The organism is bacterium, from assembly GCA_035370465.1.
Classification (GTDB): Bacteria; Ratteibacteria; UBA8468; order B48-G9; family JAFGKM01; genus JAGGVW01.
On sequence record DAOOVW010000028.1, the window covers coordinates 1 to 21,327 of the forward strand.

The window sequence follows — 21,327 nt, forward strand, 5'->3', positions numbered from 1 at the left end:
TCATAAGTTCCTCCATCTCCACCAAAGGCAACAAAAACAACATCTTCAATATTTATTTTCCCCTGTTTTTTTAATGACCTATATGCTGCCTCAATTCCACTTATTGTTGCTGCAACATTTTCAAAAGCAGAGTGTATCCATGGAACATTCCATGCAGAAAATGGGAAAATTGTGCTTGCTACCTCTAAACAGCCAGTTGCATTTGCAACAATTACCGGTTTGTCAATTGCAAGCATAACCTGTCTTGCAGTAATACCTGCTCCACAACCAGCACATAACCTATGTCCTGAAACAAATTTTTCATTTCTTTTTGAAAGTTGTTTTAAACTTGGCATTTTTGCCTCCTATTCTCTTACTCCAATGTATTTTAATGTGAATTCTTTTTTCCCTGTACTTGAAATTTTTAAAAGTTCATCAAAAATATCTCTTATATCCTCTAATTTTACATCTCTTCCACCTAATCCATAGACAAAATTAACCAGTGTTGGTCTTTTTTCATAATGATAAAGAGAAGATGAAATTTCAGAATAAAGAGGTGAAACAAAACCAGACATTCCTTCAACTCTTTCTACAACTCCAAGAACTTTTAATTTAGATAGAACTTTTGCTATTTCTTCTGCTGGAAAAGGTCTATAAACTCTTAATTTTAAAAGTCCAACTTTTTTCCCTTCTTTTCTCATCTGGTCAACAACTTCTTTTGCAGTTCCAGTAGTTGAGCCAATTATAACAATCCCAACTTCTGCATCATCCAATTTGTATTCTTCAAAAAACCCATAATATCTTCCAAACTTATCTCCAAACTCTTTCCCTATTTCTGGAATAATTTTCAAAGCATTTTTCATTCCTTCTGCCTGTTGTCTTTTATGTTCAAAATAATAGTCCTGTAAGTCAAGAGCACCAATTGTTATTGGTTTGTTTTCAATTAAACTCTTAATTAAATTATCCCTTTCAGGAGGGATGCCAATAAATTCTTTAACCTGCTCATCTGTAAGTATCTCCAATGTTTCTAAACAATGACTTAAAATGAACCCATCAGTAGTTACCATTGCAGGAAGTTTAACATCAGGATGTTCGGCAATTCTTAATGCCTGAAAAATATTATCATATGTTTCCTGAACATTTTCAGAATAAATCTGTATCCATCCAGAATCTCTTGCTCCAAATGTATCTGAGTGGTCACAGTGGATATTTATTGGGGAAGAGAGAGTACGATTAACAACTGCCATTACAATTGGTAATCTCAATCCAGAAGCAATATAAAGCATTTCCCACATTAAAGCAAGTCCCTGTGAAGAAGTCCCTGTCATTGCTCTTGCCCCAGAAGCAGATGCACCGATACATGCACTCATTGCAGAATGTTCACTTTCAACTGCAACAAATTCCGTATCAACAAGTCCATCTGCAACAAATTGAGAAAAAATCTGGACAATTTCAGTTGCTGGAGTAATTGGATAAGCAGCAACAACATCAGGATTAATTTGTCTCATACCTTCAGCAAATGCCTCATTTCCTGTCTTTGCAACTATGTTTTTTGTTTTTTCCATCTCTTTCTCCTTTTATTTTCAAGTCAAAACTGTTCTATTTCCATTTTTCCCTAAATTAAACAGGGTTTTAAAAGAAATGAGATAATATGATTTTGATATATATTTTTGATAAAAGGATATAATAAAACTTTTAATTTGTCAAATTTTTAGATAAAATAGAAGTATGGAAAAAGAAATAAAAAAAGTTATTGAAGAAATTGAATTATGCCTTGCGAATATAAAAAAAGAGTACTTTGAAATTTTAGAGAAAAATTTAAAAGAAAATAAAAAGATATTTATATGTGGAGTTGGAAGAAGTGGACTTGTTGGGAAAATGTTTGCTATGAGATTAAGACAAATTGGATATGAAAGTTATGTAGTTGGAGAAACAATTACTCCATCATCTTCAAAAAATGACTTAGTTATTTTTATTTCTTATTCAGGAGAAAAACAATATAATATTGAATTAGCAAAAAGAATAAAAAAAGAAGGAACAAAAATTTTAGTAATAAGTTCCCAGAAAAAAAGTTCTCTTTCTGAAATTTCTGACTTTAAAATTTATATACCGAACAAAAATTCAGTCCAGTTTGGAAATTCTCTTTTTGAACAATGTGTTTTTATTTTCTTGGAGTCATTTATTCTTTATTTAAGAGAGAAATATAAAATAAGCGAGGAGAAATTTAAAAAAGGGCATACAAATTTAGAATAAATTATGATAAAATTTTGAAAATGAAAATAGGAATAATTGGTTTTGGTAATATGGGCAGTATTTTTGCTGAGAGTTTTTGTTCATATGGGTATTTTAAAAAAGAAGATATATTTGTTTCTGATAAAGATAAAAATAAAATCTCAATTGCAAAAAGAAAAGATTATAGAATAGAAACAAATACTGAATTGGCAAAAAAAACAGATATTATTCTTTTAGCAATAAAACCAGATGATATAGAAAAAGTTATTGAAGAAATAAGTGGATTTCTGGATAGAAAAAAACTCTTAATTTCAATAGCAGCGGGAGTAAAAATAAAAAAAATTGAGGGGAAATTAAAAAATAAAAATCCTGTAATAAGAGTTATGCCAAACTTAAACATTAAGGTAAAGGCAGGAATAATTGTCTATTGTAAAGGGAAAAATGCAAAAGAGAAAAAATATGATGTCTTTCTTAAAAAAATTTTTTCTCCATTAGGACTTGTTTTACAGATGCCAGAAAATAAATTTGATACAATAACTGCTATTTCAGGTAGTGGTCCTGGTTTTATTTTTTATATTGCGGATGTGCTTACAAAAATATGTGAAAAGAAAAAAATAGAAAGAAAAAAAACAATTTCTCTTGTGAAAACGCTTTTTTATGGAAGTGGGAAACTACTTTTCTATTCAAATGAAACACCAGAAGAGTTAAAAGAAATGGTCTGTTCTCCAAAAGGAACAACCATAGCGGGAATTGAAATTTTTGAAAAGAATAAATTTCCTGATATTTTTCAGAAAGTAATAGAGAAAAGTGAAAAAAGAAGTAAAGAGCTTTCAAAGAATAGTAAAAAATAAAATTTTAGTATAACAAAAGGGGAAAAAAAATACTCCTTCCCTTACTAAGGTTTACCCGTCTATCTTTGTAGAGGGGAAGGTTAGGCTCGCCCGTTGGGTCCTCGCTTTTGGCTACGGATCCTGTGGACTATGCCCGAGGGATGGATTTATTTAAATCCCCCTTCATCCCCCTTTTTCAAAGTGGGAAGTATCACTCCTTCCTTTATAAAAGGAAGGACGGGATGGATTGTCTTACACAGAAGGGTTTAGAGTTTTGCTCACAGACCATCCCTACACCGAAGCGATAAGTTATGCTTACGGGATTTTAGAAGAGGTATGCTTATACAATTTTGAGAGAACTTTTAAAAACTTATCCAAAGGATCCTTCGGATAAAAACTTTAATCAATTTTGGTAAAACCTATTATAACATAGGGGGAAAAAATGAGTGAATGGGAAAAAGTTAACAAGGCAGTTGAGTATATAAGGAGTAAAAGTAAAGTAGTTCCTGAAATTGGTATAATACTTGGAACTGGACTTGGAGAATTTGGTAAAACAATAGAAGATGTAATTGTAATTCCATATAAAAACATACCTGATTTTCCTGTCTCAACTGTTGAATCACATGAAGGGAACCTGTTAATTGGGAAAATAGGAAATAAAAATGTTGTTGCAATGCAGGGTAGATTTCATTTGTATGAGGGATATAGTGCAGTTCAAATATCTTTTCCCATAAGGGTAATGAAACAATTGGGTATAAAGACATTATTTGAGTCAAATGCTTCGGGAGGGTTAAATCCTTTATTTGAAAGAGGGGACATTGTAATAATTACAGACCATATAAACCTTACAGGATATAATCCATTGGTAGGTGAAAATGATGAAAGATTTGGACCAAGATTTCCTGATATGAGTAATCCTTATTCAAAAAATTTGATAGAGTTAGCAGAAGACATAGCAATTGAAAATAAAATTAAAATTAAAAAAGGTGTGTTGGTTGGACTTTTAGGACCCAATTTAGAAACAAAAGCAGAATATAGGTTTTTAAGATTAATTGGGGCAGATATGGTTTGTATGTCAACTGTTGTTGAAGTTATTGCAGCAGTTCATTTGGGATTAAATGTTTTTGGCGTTTCTGTAATTACGGATATGGGACTACCTGATGCTTTAAAACCACTTACTTTTGATGAAATAGTTGAAATAGCAAATTCTTCTGAACCAAAGTTGACAAAATTATTTAAAAACATTATAATAAATTATTAAAATGAAAAATAAAAAAATAGAAGAAAATTCGAAAAAGAAGAAAAGAGTTACAATAAGATGCAGGAAATGTTTAATTATTGATAGTTATGATGAAAATGAAAAATGCTGTCATCATTGTGGAAGTATCCTTTTTAAAAAAGTTGATGAGGTTTAGAATCTTATTGAAAGAGAGGTGAAACAATTAAATGAGTGATTTTGACAGAATTTTTAGACAATTTAAAAGAGATGTTGAAAAAGAAAGAATAATTAAAGAGGTAAAAAAGAGAGAATTTTACGAAAAACCAAGTCAAATAAGAAGGAGAAAAAAAGCAAGAAAACACAGACCTCAATCACAATATTCAAGACAAAGAACTTATTAGACAGGTAAGAAGGAAAATGATGAGTGAATATTTATACATTGACTTTAAATCCAAGTGTTGATTATTCTTTTTATGTTCCCGAAATAAAGTTTGATGATATTAACAGAATAACTCACCAGAGAATTGACCCGGGAGGGAAGGGTGTTAATATAGCAAGAATGCTTTTAAAATTAGGTGAACAATCAATTCCTATAACTTTCTGCACAAAAGACAATTCAAATATATACCCAAAAATTCTTGAAAAAGAAGGACTTATTCCTATTTATATTAAAATAAAAGAAAAAATAAGAAATGTTTATAATTTTATTTCTGAAAAAGGTGAAATTTTAAGATTTAATGAAAAAGGGCCAAAAATAAGTTATGAAGAAAAGAAACAACTCTTTAAAAAAATTATGTGCTTGAATTATAAAAAGGGAGATATAATTGCAATTAGCGGGAGTTTACCATCTGGTTTTAAAAAAGATACATATAAAATAATTTTAAATAAGTTAAAAAAATTTCAACTAATAACTTTTGTTGATGCAGACGGAGATGTTTTAAAGTATGCTGTTGAAAGCAGTCCATACATAATAAAACCAAACTTATGGGAATTAGAAAGATGTATGGGTGAAAAAATAAAAAATGGGAGAAAATTAGTCAGTGTTGTTGGTAATTTATTAAATAAAAATATATCAATTATAATTTTAACTCTTGGAGAAAAAGGGACTTTTGTATTTACAAAAGAACAAATACTTTATGGGAATGTGCCAAAAGTTAAAGTTAAAAGTTCGGTTGGTTGTGGAGATGCTTTTATTGCTGGATTTTTATTTTCTTTGAAAAACAATAAGAATTTAAAAGATTGTTTAAGATACGCAATTGCATGTGGAACAGGTAAAGCAAAACAAGAGGGAACAAAAATGCCAGATAAAAAGGAAGTTATGGGTATATACAATAAGACGACTATTTTTGATGTTGATTATGACTGGGTTTTGAAAAATTTTGTCCCTTGAAAGTAAGAAAAGTTATATAACCAATTATTGCCTGTATTATAATAGAAAACAAAACAATTAAAGAAAGGGCAAATGCCTTTTCTTCTCCTAAATAATTTTTAAAAAAGAAAACATATGTAAATTCTCTTACTCCTACTCCACCTATTGAAGGGATAATTGTAGAAACCCAGATAAGAGGAGTATAAATAAAAAATATAGATAAAGGTAAATATTCTTTAATTAAACCAACGGCAACAAAAAAATTTCCCACCACTGAAAGAAATTGGAGAAAAAAACTCATAATAAGTGAAAAAAATATTGTCTTTTTTTCCTTGAAATAAAAATTAAATAGCGAATAAGTAGTCCTCAATTTTTCATCAAAAGATGATGGAAGTATTTTCCCAATAGGGTTATAAAGTTTTTTAGCAAAATTTCTATAACTCAAAAAGAAATAGAAAAAAAGTGTAATGCCAGTCAGAGAAAAAATGAAAATTTTTACTCTCTGGTCATTAATTTGTGAAAAAAATAAAGCAAAAGTCCCCATAGTTAAAATTGTAATAGCACCAATAAATCTATCAATAAGTACTGAAATTGCAGGCAACATTTTTTTCTCATCGTCCTTAATAAGGTAGAAAATTTTAACTGCATCTCCCCCAGATGATGTTGGTAGAAACATATTGAAAAAAAGTCCTATCATAGTTAATTTCCAGATATACATTACAGGTTTTTTCTTACCTAAATAAATATTAACAATTAAAAAATATCTAAAAGCAATAAGAAAGGAAGTCCCAATAAAAATAAAAAGTCCTGTTAATACAAGAAAATTATTTGAATTTTTAAAAATTTCAGAAAGAAGTGAAAGGTTTATTTTTTTAAGGACAATAAATAAAAAAATACCACTTATAGATATTTTTAATAGCAGTGAGATTACTTTTTTCATTTGTATATGTTCAATGAATTCCGTTAGTAAGGCACAGAAATTAAAGATATTTCCCCTCATCTTTCTTCTCCCCCAGAGGAGAAGAAAATAAAAAAGGCAGTAAAATCCCCTCTTTCCTATCTTTTCCCTCTCCCCTTTGGGGAGAGGGAAAGGGTGAGGGGGGAATGCACCAACTCAGAGGCACAAGGAAGTATCTTTAGTCGGTTTTACAAAGAAAGGGAATAAAAATTCTATCCTTTGTTAACTGATAAGTAATTCCCCTCTTTAGGGGGGCTTTTTTCAGCAAACACTACTGGAGTTAAAGTGAATTTTGCTTTGTTTTACCTCTGTGCCTTTGTGTCCAATGGATCCTGCGATTTATCCCTTCCCTTGATATTCTTTTACTTTGTGCTTTTCAGACAACATAGTTGACTGAGTCTTTTATTTAGATTTAAGCAATTTCAGATATTTTTCACCAAATTCATTTGCAGCAGCAGGACCATTTCCTGTAATTATAGAACCATCAACTTCAACATTTTTATCTGACCAGACCGCTCCTTTTTCTTTTAATGTTTTTTCATAAGAGGGCCAGCATGTTGCTTTTTTACCTGAAAGAAGCCCTGCATTTGCTAAAATTACAGGTGCAATACATATTGCTCCAACAATCTTGCCTTTATTATAAAATTCATTTGCTATTTTTAAAGTTGTCTGGTTATTAAAATATACTGAGGCACCACTTCCTCCAACAAAAATAACCCCATCATACTCATTAACTTTAACATCTTCTAATGATATATCAACTTTTACTTTACTACCAAGCATACCTTTTGCAATTCCAGTTTTATATGAAGCAACAACAATTTTATAACCACTATTTTCAAGTATTTTTCTTGGTTTTGCATATTCCTCATCCCTGAACTGGTCAAAAGCAATTATCATTAAAATTTTATTAGTTGTTTCTGAATGCAAAAATGAAGTAAGAAAAAGAAAAACAACAAACATTCTTAAAATTTTCATTTTATCCCCCTCTTTTTGGCGGCGGTTCTACCAAAATTGGTTAATATCTTTTATAATGCCTTTCTTTGTCTTTTAATGTTTTTATAAGTATTTATTTATATCCCTTCCCCTTTTTTCTTTCTTCCCTCTCCCCTTGGGGGAGAGGGAAAGGGTGAGGGGGGCTTGTGTTCTTTCTTCCTCTTTTATCTTCCTTTTATAAACCGACTAAAGTTGCTTACCTTGTTTCTCAGAGTTGGTGCTTGATTTCCCCCTTTGTAAAAGGGGGTAGGGGGATTTTTATTTCCCATTTCTCTTTCATCTAATTTTTTGATACTACCTAAAATTTTTATTGTTTTTTTATATTGTCTTTTATTTTATGTAATACCCCATTTATAAATTTTGGTGAGTCCTCTGTTCCATATTTTTTTGCTATTTCTATTGCTTCATTTATTGAAACCACAGCAGGTATTTTTTCTTCAAAAAGTAATTCATAAGTGCCTATTCTTAAAATATTTCTATCTATAACACCCAATCTATTAAAATCCCAGTTGACAATTGTAGAAGAAATGTTTTTATCAACATTTTCTTTATTTTCAAAAACCCCTTTTACAATTTTCTCTGCAAAATTTTTAACATCCTGTTCTTCATCCCCATTCATAAGCCAATATTCATCAATTAAATCAAGCGGGTTCTCATCCCTTATATCAGCCATATACAAAATTTTCAAAGCATGCTCTCTACCTCTTCTTCTTTTCATTTAATTTTCAAGTTTTCCTCTACACAAGGTCCTCCAGACCAGGTCTGGAGAAAGTATTACTTAATTTTTGAAGATAGGTCTATCATTTCAATTGCTGAAAGTGCTGCTTGCCATCCCTTGTTTCCCATTTTTGTTCCTGCTCTTTCTATTGCTTGCTCTGTGCTATCAGCAGTTATAACTCCAAATATAACAGGGACTTTGTTTTCCATATTAAATTGGGTTATTGCTTTTGATATTTGTGATGCAACATAATCGAAATGAGGTGTTTCCCCTCTTATAACAGCAGAAAGACAGATTATAGCATCATATTTTTTTTCGGAATTTAAAATTTTACTGATAGCATATACACTTTCTACTGTTCCAGGAACCCATATAACTTCAATATTTTTTTCATCTCCATTATGCCTGACAATACAATCAATTGCGCCATCAAGCAACTTTTTTGTAATAAACTCATTAAATCTACTAACAACAATCCCAAACTTTTTGTCTCTGGCATCTAAATTCCCTTCTATTGTTTTCATATCTCCCCCTTTCTAATTTTCAGGTTCTGTCAAAATTGGCTATAGCTTTTATAATCCTTTTCTTTGTCTTTTAAGGTTTTTATATGTCTTTATATTTCCCCTCATCATAATCTTCTCCCCACAGGGGAGAAGAAAAAAGGAAGGGAGCATTTCCTCTCTTTCCGCCTCTCCCCTTTTTCTTTCTTCCCTCTCCCCACCGGGGAGAGGCTCGTTTATGAATCTACGCCCGAGGGGTTAGGGTGAGGGGGGTTTTCATCTCTTTTTTCATCTATTTTTTGACACTACTAAATCTCAAATGATTTTTTACTTCTTGTTTTCTGTAATTCAATATCTGTTTTTCTTTTCTCAAGTATTGAAAGTGAAAGATTGATATCTTCCTCAACTTCATATTGACTCATGCATCCAATTGTCACCATATCAATATCTCTTATCGTATTCCATACAAAAACAAGTCCTGGAAAAGGAGAAATTCTTCCTGCTGCTAATGGTTTTATGGTCATAACCGGCTTTTTTGCTTCGTGTATGATGTTATGAATCCATTCAATTTCAACCTGACACAAAAAACCTAAAACATTGTAAAGCTGGATATAACTTTCAACATCAATGTTTTCTTTGTCAGCATAGAGAATTGTTTCTGGTGTATGGGTTGAAAGACCTGGTATCATATCAAATTCCCTTATTTTTTTAAGCCAGACCTCAATTCCTTCCATAGTCTTTTTTTCTCTATTAACAAATGTGTCAGTAACTGATTGATGTGGAAAACAAAAAGTTGCTCCATTTTCTTTTGCCCATTCAACTTCTTCTATTTTCCCGGGAGTACAAATATACATTATCTTTTTCCCACTTTTATTTTCTGCTTTTTTTATACATTTTACAAGGAAATCATTTGGTGGTCCCATAACTGCATCAATATCATACTTTAAAAATGTCATAAAAATTTCAACAACTTTTTCCTCATCCATATATTGTTTTATAAAATTATTTTGTCCAGAACTTGTATGAGAATAACCTAAAAGCCAATTAGTTCCACATATTAATCTTGGTAAAGAAATACCACCTACTATTGTTCTTGGAAATTTATTCATTTTCGTCTTCTCCTTCTATTTTTATTAGATGTCCCATCTTTTCTTTTTTTGTTTTAAGATATTTTTCTGAATATTTTGTTGGTTCAATTTCAATAGGGACCCTCTCAACAATTTCAATCCCATAACCTTTCAGTCCTACTATTTTTTTGGGATTATTTGTAAGTAATCTAACTCTTTTCAGTCCTAAATCAACTAAAATTTGTGCTCCAATTCCATATTCCCTTAAATCAGGTGGATACCCCAATTTTAAATTTGCCTCAACTGTATCAAGTCCTTCCTTTTCTTGAATATGGTATGCTTTTATTTTATTTGTAATTCCAATACCTCTTCCTTCCTGTGGTAAATAAACAATTACACCTCTGCCTTCTTTCTGAATCATTTCCATTGACTTATAAAGTTGTTTTCCACAATCACATTTTACAGACCTGAAAATATCTCCTGTTATACATTGAGAATGCATCCTTACAAGAACACTATCATTTTCATCTTTCAATTTTATATCGCCTTTCACAAGAGCCATATGGTTTCTTCCTTCAATTTTATCAGTATAAAGGTATAAAATAAAATCACCAAATTCAGTAGGCAAAAATGTATCAACAACTCTTTCAACAAGTTTCTCTCTTTTTCTTCTGTATTTAATTAAATCCTTTATAGTTATTATTTTTAAATTATGTTTTTTAGAAAATTCAACAAGGTCAGGCAACCTTGCCATTGTGCCATCTTCTTTCATAATTTCACATATAACACCTGCTGGATATAATCCTGCAAGACGGGAAAGGTCAATAGATGCTTCAGTATGACCTGCCCTTATAAGAACTCCTCCTTCCTTACCTCTTATTGGGAAAATATGCCCTGGTTTTACAAGGTCAGATGGTTTTGTTTTCTTATCAACTAAAAGTTTAATAGTAAATGCTCTGTCATAAGCAGAAATACCTGTTGTTATTCCAGAAGAAGCATCAACACTTACTGCAAAATCAGTCCCATGTAAAGCAGTATTTTCTACTGCCATTGGAGGTAGATTTAATTCCTTTAACCTTTCGGGAAGAAGGGCAACACAAATAAGACCTCTCCCATATTTTGCCATGAAATTTATATCTTCTGGTTTTACTTTTTCAGCGGCAATAACAAGGTCTCCCTCATTTTCTCTGTTCTCATCATCAACAACAATAACAAATTTCCCTTCTCTTATATCCTCAATTGCTTCTTCAATACTTGAAAAAATTTTTTCTTCCATTTTATTATTTTACCACATTTTTATAAAAGAATTTATAGCAAAAGTTCAAAATCTCCCCTTATCCAGTTTTGTCTGTTAAAAATTCCATTTATAAAATCCCCCCTCACCCCCACCTTCTCCCCATAGGGGAGAGGCTCGCCCGTAGGGCTACGCCCGAGGGGAAAGGGTGAGGGGAAAATATTTACTCTATATCCGTTGTCAAATTGGTATTAATCTCTTTAAAAAGCGATTTTTTTACTTCCTGAATTTCTTTTTTAAATTTTTCAACTTTGTTAAAATACCCTGATTTTTCATAGTGGAGGAGAAGGTAGGGATGGATTTTTATTTATTGTCTCTCTGTGCCTTTGTGCTTTGAATTCATTTCTTATCCGCCACACTACGAGTCGGACACTAAAATAAGCACCTTGAAATTTTTGGACTTTGTGCCTTAACTCTTTTTATCTCGCTACTTTCTACTCTCTGCCTTCTACTTCAAAGAGTACCTGTTAAAGGAATTTAACTTTTCCTGTCTGTAAGTAAAAACCAGTATGAAAAAAGTTCTTTTTCTATTTTATCTGAATTCTTGAATTTCTTTTTAATTATGTTATAAAATTCTTTATTATGTTTTCTGTAAATTCTATGTAGTACTTCATGGAAAACAATATACCTAACAAATCTTGTAGGAAGAAACATCAATAATTTATTGATAGTTAAATTCCCATCATAACTACAACTTCCCCATTTTGTTTTCATCTTTCTAAAAAATATTTTATTTACATTGACAGTTAAGTCACTTGAATATTCTTTCGCAATTTTTTCTACTTTTTTAGTAAAAATTTTCTTATCTACCTTTGACTTTAACTCTAACTTTTTTGCTTCTTTTAATGTCTCTTCAATAAAACAAAATTTTTTAAAAACCCATTCCTTATGTTTTTCCAGCAATTGTTCTTCCCCATAATAATTTTCAGGTAATATGACAGATAAATTTCCTGTTTTGAATTCTAAACGAGGATACTTAACTTTCCTATAGACCTTTTTGTATGGTATTTTTTTATCCTTTATTTTTATCGTTTCCATATTTTATCTTCCCTTAACCACTTCATATTTAAGTAGAGAGAATAACCTCTTTAAAATCCCTCTTAATCTCCCTCTCTTTTCCCCCTCATCCCTCGGGCGTAGTCCTGAGGGGATCCGTAGCCAAAAGCGAGGACCCTACGGGTGAGCATAATCTTCTCCCCTTGGGGGAGAAGAAATAAAAAGAGGAATTTCAATGGTGGAACAATAAAATTGGGCATGAACCCCAGCGGAGAGAAGAAATAAGGAAGATCGCATTTTTCTTTTTTGTTCCCCCTCTCTTTTTATCCTCTCCCCAGTGGGGAGAGGGTGGGGTGAGGGGGTCTTTACTTTGTGCCTGAAATTAAATCTCTTCCTTGGGCATACTCCAAGAACGAGCATAATCCCTTCCTCCAAAGTGTGTGTCGGACAGGGTTTTAAAAAAGAAGGGAATTTTATTGTGTTGTCCTTTATTATCTCTGGTGTCAAATTGGTATAAGTCATTGATTTTCATGCACTTGTTAACTTCGTAAGTTAACGGAGGGCATCAATGTATTTGGCGAGGATGTCTATTTCTATGTTTACTATGTCCCCTGTCTTTTTATATTTGAGGTTTGTGTTTTCTATTGTATATGGGATTATGTTCACTTCAACTCTGTTTCCCTTTATTTCTGATATTGTTAAAGAGATTCCATCTATTCCAATACTTCCCTTATTTACAAAATATTTTCTGTAATTTTGAGGAATATCCAATACAATTTTGCCTGTTTGAGATGATTTTATAAATGAAGAAATTTTTGTTTTGAAATCAATATGCCCTGTTAGAAAATGGCCACTGATTTTATCTCCTAATATTAAAGGTGGTTCAAGATTCACAACATCCCTTATTTTTAGTTGTCCTAAATTTGTTTCGTTTTCTGTGAATTTTGTTATGGAAACAAAAAGGCATTTTTCTTTTTTGCCCTCAATTGTAAGACAAACACCATTTACTGCAATACTATCACCAATTTGGAGTTTTTCATATAAAGGGAAGCATTCAATTTCAAGTTCTGTAATATCCCCTTTCCCTCTTTTATTTTTTATAGTTCCTGTTGCCTGAATTATTCCTGAAAACATACTTTCCCCCTTATTAAAATATCATCATCAAAAAATTCAATTTTCCTATTTTCTAAATAAAAACTTTCACTAATTTTTTCAATATCTTTTCCACCTATTACATTTATTGAATTTTCTCCACCTATTATCTTATTTCCTATAAATATTAAAAATTCATCAACTTTTCTGTTTTCAAAAAACCATGTCAGGACATTTTTCCCACCTTCTACCATTATAATACCAATTTCTTTTTTATATAATTGGCCCAGAAATTCATCAATTTTAAATTTCCCATTTTCCGTAGATAGACAAACAAATTCAAAGTTTTCTTTTTTCTGGTGATAAAAAGATATTTTTTCTTTATCTACTTTATCTGAAATAAAAATTAAAACTTTACTTTTTTCATTTTTCCATATATTACTTTCAAGAGGTGTTTTTAAATGTGGGTCAATTATAATTTTATAATATCTTTTTCTTTCAAGTAATTTTTTTTTTACTTCAAATTGAGGAGGAATATAATCAAGAAAAGGGTTATCTGCAAGAACTGTATTTATTCCAACTACAATCCCATCTATTTCAAATCTTTTTTCTCTGACGAATTTTCTTGCTTTCTCCCCTGTTATCCATTTTGAATCACCTGTTTTTGTTGCAATTTTCCCATCTATTGTTTGAGCCCATTTCAAAATTATGTAAGGTCTTTTTTTTGTTATATATGTTATATATGGCTGGTTTAATTGAAAAGCCCCCTCAACAGGGAAGAGTCGGACTTTTATTCCATTTTCCTGCAAGATTTTAAATCCATTTCCATTTACTATTGGATTGGGGTCTTTCATACAGGAGATAACTTCTTTTATTCCTGAAGATATTATTTTTTCTGTGCAGGGTGGGGTTTTTCCCCAATGACAGCATGGTTCAAGATTTACATATAAAGTTGCTCCAATTGTATTTTTTCCTGCTTTTTTTATTGCTTCAACTTCTGCATGTGGCATACCAAAACACTGATGATACCCTGACCCAACAATTTTACTTTTCTGGACAATTATAGCACCCACCATAGGGTTTGGACTTACAAGCCCTTTCCCCTTTTCTGCCAATTTAATTGCCTGTTTTAAAAGTTTTATATGGTCAACCATTTATTTCAATAACACATTTTAGAACTTCACCTTTTCTTACTGCTTTTATTCCATCTGTAATTTTTTCAAGTGGAAGGGTCATTGTAATAAATTTTTTTGCATCAATTTTCCCTTCTGATATTAAGTTTAAAGCAGTTATATAGTCCTCTCTATTTGAAGCAAAGGAACCAAATACAGAAAGTTCTTTATAATGAATTGTGTTTGAGTCAATTGTAATTCTTGAATCATCTTTTGGAAGTCCTCCAAAAAAACTTATTCTACCTTTTTCAGCAAGAAGTTCTATTCCATCTATCTGTGCTTGTTTTGAAGGACAGGCAGTTATGACAACATCCGGGCCAACATTATCAGTAATTTGCATAATTTTTTCTTTAAAATTACTTTTCCCATCCAGTAAAATTATATCAGGAAAACTCTTACCGAATTTTTCAAGTCGTTCATAAGCAGGGTCAACAATTATTACTTTACTACCTCCTTGTGCTTTTGCTAAAACAGAGTGCATAAAACCAATAGGTCCACCTCCAAAAATAACAACATTATCTCCATCATTGATATTTAAGTATTTTTGGCCATTTATACAACAGGAAAGTGGTTCAATCAAAGTCCCTTCAATAAGAGAAACATTATCAGGTAATTTTAAAATTACTTTCTGTTTTACTGCTTCTTCTGGAACAACAAGGTATTCAGCATATCCACCCTGATAATAATACCCAATTGCTTTTGTATCTGGACATAAATTATAATATCCCTTCTGACACATTTTACATTTTTTACATCCAATTGATGTTACAAGGGTTATCCTATCTCCAACTTTAATTTCTGGATAATTAACATTTCTACCGATTTCTACTATTTCACCTGTTATTTCATGACCAATTATTGCAGGTGGATTTACTTTTTTATGTCCAGAGAAGTAAATTCTCACATCAGTTCCACATATTGCACAATAGTGAACTTTTATTTTAACTTCATTTTCATTACAAGTTGGTTCTTTAAAGTCCTCTATTCTAATGTCTTCAATACCATAAAAAACAGCCGCTTTCATTTTTTCCTCCCTCCTTATTTTCTGGTACTGCCCAAATTGTCTAATCAAATTCACTCCACACTTTCTCACAAAGACAAATGAAATGTGAAAAGTAAGATGTGAGAAGTGGAAATCTCCCTCAATCCCCGTTGTGCCTATTGAAATACATTACGGCACCAACTCTGCTTGTAAATCTTTGCTACCTCAGTCGGTTTGTTAAAGGGGGGAACTTATACTCCTTCCCTTTCCAAGGGAAGGATGGGATGGATTTTTATTAAATTCCCTCTTAAAATCCCCCTCAATCCCCCTTTTTCAAAGAGGGAAATTACTTACTCCCTTTTATTTTATCCTTTTATTACAGCAATAGGTATCATTTTTGCGACTTTTTCTGATATTCCTGCTCCTTCAACAACTTTTATTACTTCATCTACATCTTTATATGCTTCTGGCATTTCCTCTGCAAGTCCTTTTCTACTCACTGATTTCGCTATTATGCCTTTTTTACTGAGTTCAACATCAATTTCTCTCCCTTTTGCCTGTTTTATTGCCTGGTGTCTTGATAATGTTCTTCCTGCTCCATGGCAGGTGCTACCAAATGTTTCTTCAAGTGCTTTTTCAGTTCCTACCAATATATATGAAGCAGTTCCCATTGTTCCTGGAATTATAACTGGTTGTCCAACATCTTTATATTTTTCCGGTAAAGAAGGGTGTCCTTTTGGGAATGCTCTTGTTGCCCCTTTTCTATGAATAAGTAGTTTTTTCATTCTTCCATCAACATTATGTGTTTCCAGTTTACAAATATTATGAGCAACATCATAAACAACAAATAATTCTTGCTTTTCCCATGGCTGTTTTAAAATTCTTGAAAATGTCTCTCTTATCCAGTGAGTTATTACCTGTCTATTTGCAAATGCATAATTAGCTGCTGCCTTCATAGCAGAAAAGTATCTTTTCCCTTCTGGTGAACTAAAAGGAGCACAGGCAAGTTGTCTGTCTGGAAGTTTTATCCCATATTTAAGAACGACTTTCCCAAATTTATCTAAATAATCATCACATATCTGGTATCCAAAGCCACGACTTCCTGTATGAACCATAATTGTAATCTGTCCTTCAAATATTCCAAACTTTTCTGCTATTTCCTTGTTATAAATATTTACAACCTGTTGTATTTCAAGAAAATGATTTCCAGAACCTAAGGTTCCTGATTGTGGTAAACCCCTTTCGTATGCTCTATTACTTATGACTGATGGGTCCGCTCCTTCCATACACCCATATTCTTCCATATTTTCCAAATCATCTTCTATTCCATAACCATTTTTTACTGCCCATTTCGCTCCTTCAACAATAACTTTCTCAAGTTCTTTCCTTTTTAGTTTTAATTTTCCTGTTGAACCAACACCAGAAGGAACATTATAAAAAAGGCCATTTGCCAATTCAGAAAGTTTATCTTCTATGTCATCTCTTGTAAGATTACTCCTTATAAGTCGTACTCCACAATTTGAAACAAGAAAGTTATTACCAACAAAATTATGAGATTTATGGTTTATTGTTAAATCATAAACATACCCTTCATATTGTATTTTCTTGATTTCAACGATTTTATCAAATACAAAACCAGATTCTCCATTTTTTGTTCTTACTTCATTTAAAATTTCAAAAATACCATTGAAAGAAAAAGAAATTCTTGGTTCTGTTTTTCTTCCTTCATAAACTGACCTTTCAATAAATCTCCTATTTACCCATTCAGATTGTGTTTTTGAATAAATAGACTCAAAACTATATCCTGCATTTTTTAGACATATTGCAACTTTTTCTGCTTTTCCCCTTTCTTTTAGTATATTTTTTTTCTTCCTTAAATAAAAAGTGAAAATATTCCCAAAAAATTCTTTTTCTCTGTTGTATTCAAACCCTATTTTTTCATAAAGATTTAACAAATTTTCTAATTTTGAAGAAAGAATTAATCTTATACGGAATTTTGTAATGTTATTTTCTCCTGTTTTTATTTCTTTTACACTGATTTTTTTTGTATCTACACCAAATTCTTCAAGAATTTTAGCAATTTGTTTGAAAAATTTTATTCCACTTTCTAAATATTGTTTTTCTTTATTCATTGAAACAATAGGACAATAAAAATTAAACTTATTATTTTTCAACCATTTTGGAGAACTCATTTCTGCTCCAAAATAAGAAGATAGAAATAATCTCTTACACCATAAAGGTAATTTAAATATCCAATCAGGTATATAAAAGTTTGAAAATGTCTTTTTGCCATAAGGAACACCTAATGATATTAAAAATAATGCCAATGACCTTGAAGATGTCTGGCATTCATATGTAGTTGTTTCAAATTCATAAGTAGAATATTCTGTTTTTATTTTATGTTTCCTTTTCCTGCAATTCATAAAGGGTAAAAATCCAAGTTTTTCTATATCCTCTTTTATTTCTTTTATATCTTCTTGGCTTTTACCTGAAAATGAAATAAGAAAACCCTGTCCATCTTTTAAGAAAGAAATGCTGCCATCGCCTAAAATATATCCAATAATTTTTAATATTTCAGGTAAATGTGGAGAATTATATTTCAAAGGTAAAAGTTCTCTTTTTTCTAATTGATTTATTATTTGAGATAAAGAATTGCCATTGGTGTTTTTATTGAATTGATATGCAACTTCTTTAAATTTTTCAATATCAAGAATTGTTTCATCAGACATTTCCTGGTATGGAACACCCTTAAAAGGAAAAATCATTACTGAATCACCAATTTTCAGGTCTTTAACCTCAATTTTCCCTTCTTCTGTCCAGAAAGGATGCTCTTTTGTTGCTTTAATTTTATAACCTGTTTCAGTTTTAATTTCATAAATATCATCATAAATTTTTCTTTTGATAAAATTTATTATCTCGCCTTTTTCTTTTTTTGTTTTTTCTTTATTAAAACAGACAATTTCTCCCCATTTTTTATCACATTTTTCAATTGGTAAATAATAACCATATTTATGCAATATCTTTGTCTCTCCAACAAGACAGTTGATATCGTACCCCACAAATCCAGGGGCAATTACACCACTTTCTATATCAAAAGCACCAACACCACCAATTGGAGCGCCGTATCCCCAGTGAACATCGGGCATTGCTAAACTATATTTTACAATTCCAGGAAGTTTTGCAACATTTATTACCTGTTCCACTGCTTTATCTTCAATTGCTTTTTGCAGAAGTTTCTCAGAAATAAAAATAACTCCATCAACTCTCATTCCATCTGTTTTTGGTATTATCCATTTATATTCACTTATTTTTTTTATATTTTCCATTTTTCTATTGCATATTCAAATCCAATTTCAATTGCCTCCTTACTTAATTTTCTCATTTTCTGTTCTTTTATAACTTTGTCAACTCCATAAAACATATCTTCTTTTTTAAATTCATTGAAGAACTTTTTTATAAATGGAATAACAAGACCTGCAAAAAACATATTGCTTACTTTACTATTCCCAATTTTCTCTGCCTGTTCAGTTGCAGGAAATTGATATACACTACCTTTATTGTTGTTTTTAATAAGTGAACTATTATTTATAATTATTCCTTCATTTTTTAGATATGAAGAAAGTATATTAAATGATGTTTCCTCCATAAAAATACCTACATCACATTCAGAAGAAATTGGGGATAAAATATTTTCTGCATTTGAAATTGTTAAGATACAATGAACATAACCACCTCTCATTTCTGCACCATATACAGGAAAGCAAGAAACATCCAGGTCTCTATTTATACACGCATAGGATATAACTTTCCCTAAGGTTAAAATACCCTGTCCCCCTGTCCCACCAATAACTATTCTCATTTTTTTGTCCCTTTTTATTTTGCACTTTTAATCAATTCATAAGTTTTCTCTATATTTTCTAAATTTTCATATATTTTCTTCACTGGTTTTAATTCTGTTACAGAATAATAATAAATCATATCTTGTATTAAATCCTCCAAAAGATTGATTGAAAATAAAGCATATCTTGTTTCATCTACTGGAGATGCCTTTATTGATGATTTATAAGAACCATCGTTTTGATAAGATTCTTTAATCATCAGCATTAATTCTCTGACTTTTTTGATTAGCAAAATAAGTTCATTGGGGTGTAATTCAGTTTTAGAATAAAGGAAATCAATACAATAAACAATCTTAGAAATATCTTCAAGGAGAATATTTTTATTTACATAACTTAAAAGGTATACAAACCACAGATTTATATTTTGTGGAATCTTATTTAGATTATCCAGAATAAAACATACTTTGAAAAAACTTTCAAGGTCTTTTGGAATAATTTTTACAATGTTATTTTCATCAATTACACTTTGAAGTAAAATTGAAAGTTTTTCTCTATTTATATCTATTAATTCATGTTGAAAATTAAGAATGAAATTTTTAATATCTATTCTTTGACAAACATTTTTTAAAGCAGTATCTGATTTAAGTAATTTTTCAAATTTTTCTTTTGGTACTCTAAAACCATAACTTCGCCATGCTTCAACCATTTCACGTTCACCATTTTTAATAATTAACTCAGGCTTAAAAATTGCATATTTTAGTAATGGTCTATGTATATACACGAACAATTTTCCTTCAATGGGTTTGTATTGGTCCCCTTTCTTTTTTGCAACTTTTGAGATCTTGAAATCATAAAACTTTAAATTTGACTTCTCGGTATATTGAAACTCAAATCCTATTTTCCCATCATTTATCTCTGCAATAAAATCAGGGTCTCTTGAAATCCCGCCTTTTCTTAAAAACCACAAAAATTTATCTCCACCTGATTTATAAACTTTAACTTGTTTTCTAGGAAACATTTCTTTTACTTTATTTTCTAACCACTCTAATATTTCCAATTCAGCAATTGCTTTTTTCTTCATATCTTTACGATATTCTAAATAAGTGCGAGATTTTATATCGCTGGATTGGGCATATATTGTTTTCCCATCTAATTTCATTTTTTTACCTCACCAAAGTTTTGGTTGATAATTCTTTAAACATATTATTGCATCATTTGCAATTTCTGGCACTATTTCGTATCCAATTCCATTTCGCTTTAAATCTGCAGATGCTAAAAGCGTAGTTCCAGAACCAACAAACGGGTCAAGAACTGTTTCTCCAATATAACTGAATGCTTTAATTAACTTGTAAGGAAGTTCATAAGGAAAGGGAGCAATATGATTGCGTCTATCACCACTACCCTGAGGTTTCATCACCCAGACATCACTTTTTTTTATAGATAGCCAGAATTCTTTGTCTAATTTTGATTGCTCTTTTTGTTCCTTACTTAAATGACCATATTTATTAAATCCTTTTTTCTCAGGTTTATCAAATTCAAGAATAAATTCGTGCATATTATTTATCAAAATTCCACCCGGGTATGGGTATGTTCCAAAATGAGCACGAACCGCATTTGTTTTATGCCATATAATATCCCGTTTAAAAATAAATCCAATTTTTTCACATATATCTATTGTTCTCCCAACTAAATTTAAAGTTTTAAAACTACCATTTCCAAGTCGTAAAGGGAGATTCATAATGTTTATAAATGCTTTTCTTCCTGGTTGTAATACTCTATAAACTTCTTTCCATACTATACTTATTTTGTCAAACCACTCATCAATATCATGAATATTGCCAAGGTCATTTTCTATAGGTTTTCTTGAATACATTTTTGTATCAAAATATGGAGGCGAAGTTATCATTAGATGAGTACTATTATCAGGTAAATCACTCATTAACATTGAATTTTTTACAAATATTTTTTGAATTGTCCCATTTATTTCTATGATATTGACATCATTAACTTTAATTTTATTTGTATGGAATTTATTTTTAAATTTTTCTTCATACTTTTTTAGTTCTTTTAAATCAAATCGCATT

23 protein-coding genes are annotated in these 21,327 nt (G+C 30.8%); 6 read left to right on the forward strand and 17 right to left on the reverse strand.

Annotated elements, in window-relative coordinates; translation table 11 throughout:
• Together PLW95_05150 and porA are read right to left on the reverse strand one after the other, a co-directional pair.
• Positions 1-335, reverse strand: a 335-nt coding sequence (locus PLW95_05150) for a pyruvate ferredoxin oxidoreductase (protein HOV22049.1), incomplete at its 3' end; no start/stop codon positions are given.
• Between the two features lie 9 nt (positions 336-344).
• A complete protein-coding gene (gene porA / locus PLW95_05155) occupies positions 345-1,544 on the reverse strand; it encodes a pyruvate ferredoxin oxidoreductase (protein ID HOV22050.1) in 1,200 nt (399 codons plus the stop codon).
• Between the two features lie 163 nt (positions 1,545-1,707).
• On the opposite strand from porA, the gene PLW95_05160 reads away from it, so the two are divergent.
• The 6 genes from PLW95_05160 (at position 1,708) to PLW95_05185 (ending at position 5,650) form a co-directional block, all read left to right on the forward strand.
• The gene (locus tag PLW95_05160) at positions 1,708-2,232 is read left to right on the forward strand and encodes an SIS domain-containing protein (GenBank protein HOV22051.1); all 525 of its coding nucleotides are present in this window, start codon (positions 1,708-1,710) and stop codon (positions 2,230-2,232) included.
• Between the two features lie 20 nt (positions 2,233-2,252).
• On the forward strand, positions 2,253-3,062 hold the full coding sequence (gene proC / locus PLW95_05165; GenBank protein ID HOV22052.1) for a pyrroline-5-carboxylate reductase: 810 nt from the start codon (positions 2,253-2,255) through the stop codon (positions 3,060-3,062).
• 421 nt (positions 3,063-3,483) lie between these two features.
• Positions 3,484-4,302 carry a purine-nucleoside phosphorylase gene (locus PLW95_05170; GenBank protein HOV22053.1) on the forward strand — a complete coding sequence of 273 codons (819 nt, stop codon included), beginning with the start codon at positions 3,484-3,486 and terminating at the stop codon, positions 4,300-4,302.
• Position 4,303: 1 nt separating this feature from the next.
• Entirely contained in the window at positions 4,304-4,456 is a 153-nt protein-coding gene (locus tag PLW95_05175; GenBank protein HOV22054.1) for a hypothetical protein, read from the forward strand.
• Positions 4,457-4,487: 31 nt separating this feature from the next.
• Positions 4,488-4,661 carry a 30S ribosomal protein S21 gene (gene rpsU / locus PLW95_05180; protein ID HOV22055.1) on the forward strand — a complete coding sequence of 58 codons (174 nt, stop codon included), beginning with the start codon at positions 4,488-4,490 and terminating at the stop codon, positions 4,659-4,661.
• Between the two features lie 23 nt (positions 4,662-4,684).
• Complete coding sequence (locus PLW95_05185; protein HOV22056.1) at positions 4,685-5,650, forward strand: 1-phosphofructokinase family hexose kinase; 966 nt, start codon at positions 4,685-4,687, stop codon at positions 5,648-5,650.
• Here PLW95_05185 and PLW95_05190 read toward each other — a convergent pair.
• The 15 genes from PLW95_05190 to PLW95_05260 all read right to left on the reverse strand — a co-directional run.
• Positions 5,601-6,569, reverse strand: coding sequence for a lysylphosphatidylglycerol synthase transmembrane domain-containing protein (locus tag PLW95_05190; protein ID HOV22057.1), 969 nt, complete (start codon positions 6,567-6,569; stop codon positions 5,601-5,603). The two genes, PLW95_05185 and PLW95_05190, sit on opposite strands and share 50 nt — an antisense overlap.
• Before the next feature lie 420 nt (positions 6,570-6,989).
• Entirely contained in the window at positions 6,990-7,565 is a 576-nt protein-coding gene (locus PLW95_05195) for a DJ-1/PfpI family protein (GenBank protein HOV22058.1), read from the reverse strand.
• A 325-nt stretch (positions 7,566-7,890) separates the two neighbouring features.
• Positions 7,891-8,301, reverse strand: a complete 411-nt coding sequence (gene nusB, locus PLW95_05200) for a transcription antitermination factor NusB (protein ID HOV22059.1) — start codon at positions 8,299-8,301, stop codon at positions 7,891-7,893.
• A gap of 56 nt (positions 8,302-8,357) precedes the next feature.
• A complete protein-coding gene (ribH, locus tag PLW95_05205) occupies positions 8,358-8,825 on the reverse strand; it encodes a 6,7-dimethyl-8-ribityllumazine synthase (GenBank protein HOV22060.1) in 468 nt (155 codons plus the stop codon).
• Between the two features lie 284 nt (positions 8,826-9,109).
• The gene (locus PLW95_05210; protein HOV22061.1) at positions 9,110-9,910 is read right to left on the reverse strand and encodes a hypothetical protein; all 801 of its coding nucleotides are present in this window, start codon (positions 9,908-9,910) and stop codon (positions 9,110-9,112) included.
• Positions 9,903-11,144, reverse strand: a complete 1,242-nt coding sequence (locus tag PLW95_05215; GenBank protein HOV22062.1) for a bifunctional 3,4-dihydroxy-2-butanone-4-phosphate synthase/GTP cyclohydrolase II — start codon at positions 11,142-11,144, stop codon at positions 9,903-9,905. The genes PLW95_05210 and PLW95_05215 overlap by 8 nt, the downstream gene beginning before the upstream one ends.
• 495 nt (positions 11,145-11,639) lie before the next feature.
• Complete coding sequence (locus PLW95_05220) at positions 11,640-12,200, reverse strand: M48 family metallopeptidase (GenBank protein HOV22063.1); 561 nt, start codon at positions 12,198-12,200, stop codon at positions 11,640-11,642.
• A 135-nt stretch (positions 12,201-12,335) separates the two neighbouring features.
• Positions 12,336-12,680, reverse strand: a complete 345-nt coding sequence (locus PLW95_05225; GenBank protein HOV22064.1) for a hypothetical protein — start codon at positions 12,678-12,680, stop codon at positions 12,336-12,338.
• 30 nt (positions 12,681-12,710) lie between these two features.
• Positions 12,711-13,292: a riboflavin synthase gene (locus PLW95_05230; protein HOV22065.1), complete on the reverse strand. Its 582-nt coding sequence runs from the start codon at positions 13,290-13,292 to the stop codon at positions 12,711-12,713.
• Complete coding sequence (gene ribD, locus PLW95_05235; protein HOV22066.1) at positions 13,277-14,404, reverse strand: bifunctional diaminohydroxyphosphoribosylaminopyrimidine deaminase/5-amino-6-(5-phosphoribosylamino)uracil reductase RibD; 1,128 nt, start codon at positions 14,402-14,404, stop codon at positions 13,277-13,279. Before ribD ends, PLW95_05230 begins: the two co-directional genes overlap by 16 nt.
• A complete protein-coding gene (locus tag PLW95_05240; protein HOV22067.1) occupies positions 14,397-15,446 on the reverse strand; it encodes a zinc-dependent dehydrogenase in 1,050 nt (349 codons plus the stop codon). Before PLW95_05240 ends, ribD begins: the two co-directional genes overlap by 8 nt.
• 323 nt (positions 15,447-15,769) lie before the next feature.
• Positions 15,770-18,730, reverse strand: coding sequence for an intein-containing RctB family protein (locus PLW95_05245; protein ID HOV22068.1), 2,961 nt, complete (start codon positions 18,728-18,730; stop codon positions 15,770-15,772).
• On the reverse strand, positions 18,718-19,263 hold the full coding sequence (locus PLW95_05250) for a 2-oxoacid:acceptor oxidoreductase family protein (protein ID HOV22069.1): 546 nt from the start codon (positions 19,261-19,263) through the stop codon (positions 18,718-18,720). The genes PLW95_05245 and PLW95_05250 overlap by 13 nt, the downstream gene beginning before the upstream one ends.
• A gap of 14 nt (positions 19,264-19,277) precedes the next feature.
• Positions 19,278-20,402, reverse strand: a complete 1,125-nt coding sequence (locus tag PLW95_05255; GenBank protein ID HOV22070.1) for a hypothetical protein — start codon at positions 20,400-20,402, stop codon at positions 19,278-19,280.
• 9 nt (positions 20,403-20,411) lie between these two features.
• Positions 20,412-21,327, reverse strand: a 916-nt coding sequence (locus PLW95_05260; GenBank protein ID HOV22071.1) for a site-specific DNA-methyltransferase, incomplete at its 5' end; no start/stop codon positions are given.